This window comes from Saccharomonospora halophila 8, from assembly GCF_000383775.1.
In the GTDB taxonomy this organism is placed as follows: domain Bacteria; phylum Actinomycetota; class Actinomycetes; order Mycobacteriales; family Pseudonocardiaceae; genus Saccharomonospora; species Saccharomonospora halophila.
Genome location: NZ_KB912505.1, coordinates 1 through 2,426, shown reverse-complemented (window position 1 = coordinate 2,426; position 2,426 = coordinate 1). Strand labels below are relative to the sequence as shown.

The 2,426-nt window shown below is 72.3% G+C and carries 3 protein-coding genes; 1 reads left to right on the top strand and 2 read right to left on the bottom strand.

From position 1 onward, the window contains the following. Positions 1-134: 134 nt before the first annotated feature. Positions 135-599 carry a dUTP diphosphatase gene (gene dut / locus SACHA_RS0105935; protein ID WP_198010103.1) on the bottom strand — a complete coding sequence of 155 codons (465 nt, stop codon included), beginning with the start codon at positions 597-599 and terminating at the stop codon, positions 135-137. Positions 600-739: 140 nt separating this feature from the next. Next, positions 740-1,048 carry a DUF4193 domain-containing protein gene (locus SACHA_RS0105930; protein ID WP_007025470.1) on the bottom strand — a complete coding sequence of 103 codons (309 nt, stop codon included), beginning with the start codon at positions 1,046-1,048 and terminating at the stop codon, positions 740-742. Between the two features lie 523 nt (positions 1,049-1,571). Here SACHA_RS0105930 and cei point away from each other — a divergent pair. Beyond that, a complete protein-coding gene (gene cei, locus SACHA_RS0105925) occupies positions 1,572-2,252 on the top strand; it encodes an envelope integrity protein Cei (RefSeq protein WP_028662929.1) in 681 nt (226 codons plus the stop codon). Positions 2,253-2,426 lie beyond the last annotated feature (174 nt).

Genomic DNA, 2,426 nt, shown 5'->3' with positions numbered 1-2,426 from the left:
GCGTCCGGCCCCTCGTCCGGGTCCGCGCCGGCGTCGTCGGTGCCCCCGGGCTCGTCCGGGGCCCGGCCCTCGTCGCCGGCCTCGACCTGTTCCCCGGCCGAACCCTTCCTGCGCCTGCGTCCGAAAATGCCCACCTAGCTCTCCGTTCCGAGCGTGGCGTGCCCACCGGTCGACCCGTAGCCGCCCACTCCGCGTTGCGTCGTCTCCAACCGATCGACCTCGACGAACTCGGCGTGTTCCACCGTCTGCACGACCAGCTGCGCGATCCGGTCGCCCCGACGCAGCTCGACCGGTTCCGCCGGGTCTAGATTGATCACACAGACCCGGATCTCCCCCCGGTAACCCGCGTCGATGGTGCCAGGGCTGTTCACGATCGACAGCCCCGTCCGCGCCGCGAGCCCGGACCGGGGATGGACGAACCCGGCGTAGCCCTCCGGGACGGCCACCGCGACCCCGGTCCCCACGACGGCCCGCTCCCCCGGGGCGAGCCGCACGTCCGAGGTCGTCACCAGGTCCGCGCCCGCATCACCGGGGCGCGCGTAGGAGGGGGCCGCGACGTCGGGGTCGAGGCGGGACATCGGGATCCGCACACTGGACACGGCACGGGAGACTACCCGGAACACGAAAACGGGTGGCCGGGTCGTCCCCGGCCACCCGGTCGCGTCCGGGGACCCCCTCCGGTGCCCACGCCGCCCCGTTCCGCGCGGTGGACCGCACTCGTCCGCGACGGGCGGTCGGTTCAGGCGCAGTCCCGGCAGATGAGATTGCCACCGGACTCCTCGGCGAGGCGGCTGCGGTGGTGCACGAGAAAGCACTTCGAGCACGTGAACTCGTCGGCCTGCTTCGGCACGACCTTCACCGTGAGGTCCTCGCCCGACAGTCCGGACAGGTCGGCCCCCGGGAGTTCGAAGTTCTCCCCGCTGGCCTCGTCGTCGACGTCCACGACGCCGGACTGCGTCTCATTGCGCCGCGCCTTCAGCTCCTCCAACGAGTCCTCGGCCAACTCGTCGGCTTCGCTGCGACGCGGAGCGTCGTAGTCGGTCGCCATTGTCCTTCACCCCTGCGATCAGCTTCGGTACCAGGTTCGCGGAACCCCGGGCCGCGCCCGGACGTTCCTCGTGCCGCTGGACAACGTTCCAGCGTCGGTGTTTGTGCCCGGATCCGGCGTGAGGGAGGTCTCCATCGACACTCCGTCGTCACCCCTGAGCCCGGAGAGAGTAGCCCACCGCCTACCCCGACTCGAAGCTGGTCACGCAACCCCTAAAATACGTCACCCGACAGGGTTAGATCCCGGTGCGGTGCGGGAGCCCGCGGGCGCTCGGCCGTAGGCGTCATCCGCGCCCGCCGCACGGTCCCCGTGCGGCGCACCGTGGTGACATCCGCTTGCGGTGGATCTCCACCGCGCACAGTGTCGACGTACCGGGCGTGCCCGCGGGGTCGACCGGTCGGACACGGTGCCGGATCGGCACCCGGGCGGACACGGTGCCGCACCGGCATTCGGTCGGACGGTGCCGGGTGACCCGGACGACGAACGACGGAGGCCGCGCCGCGGTCTCGGAGAGGACGGGCAGGTGTCGGGCACACGCTCCGGGAATCGGCGGGGCCTACGGCCGTACCGGAGGCGGAAGCCGGTCCCCGCCCTGGTGCTGATCGCGGTCCTCGGCGTCGCCGCGGTCGCGGTCTGGATCAACGCACTGAACTCCGGCCAGACCTCGGCCGAGGCGATGGAGTGTCAGCCACGACCGGTCCCGCCGCCGGACACGACGTTCACCCGGCTGTCCCACGACGCCCTGGACGACGTCGAACCGATCGCACCGGCGAAGGTCCCGGTGCGGGTGCTCAACGCCAACAACACCCGCGGGGAGGCCACGATCACCACCGAGGTGCTGCGCGACCTCGGATTCGCCTCGGTCGGCGAACCGGCCAACGATCCCGCCTATCCCGTGGGCGAGGCGAACTGCCACGGACAGCTCCGCTTCGGCAGCGGGGGTGAACGGGCCGCCCGCACGGTGCACCTGCTCGACCCGTGCCTGGAGTTGGTGCGGGACGGCAGGGACGACGACTCGGTCGATCTCGCGATCGGGACGGAGTTCGACGACATCGCCCCCTCGGACGAGGCCACCGAGATCCTCGACCGACTCCGGGGACCCGGACCGGACGTGGAGGCCGGCGCGGCCGGCCGGTCCACCGCCGACGACGGCGGGGAGATCGACCCGGAACTGCTGGACGCGATCGGCCCCGAACACTGCTGAGCCGAAGAACACTGCTGAGCGGGGCCGTCCGGCGCTGACCACTCCGCACGGCCCGCGGCACACCGGGTGGCACCGTGACCGGCCGTACCGGGAGGTAGGCGGGAACCCCGGTGCCTGCCGGGCGGGCCTCAGACCGCCGTGGCACCGCAGTCGCGGAGCGCGGCCCGGAGGGGT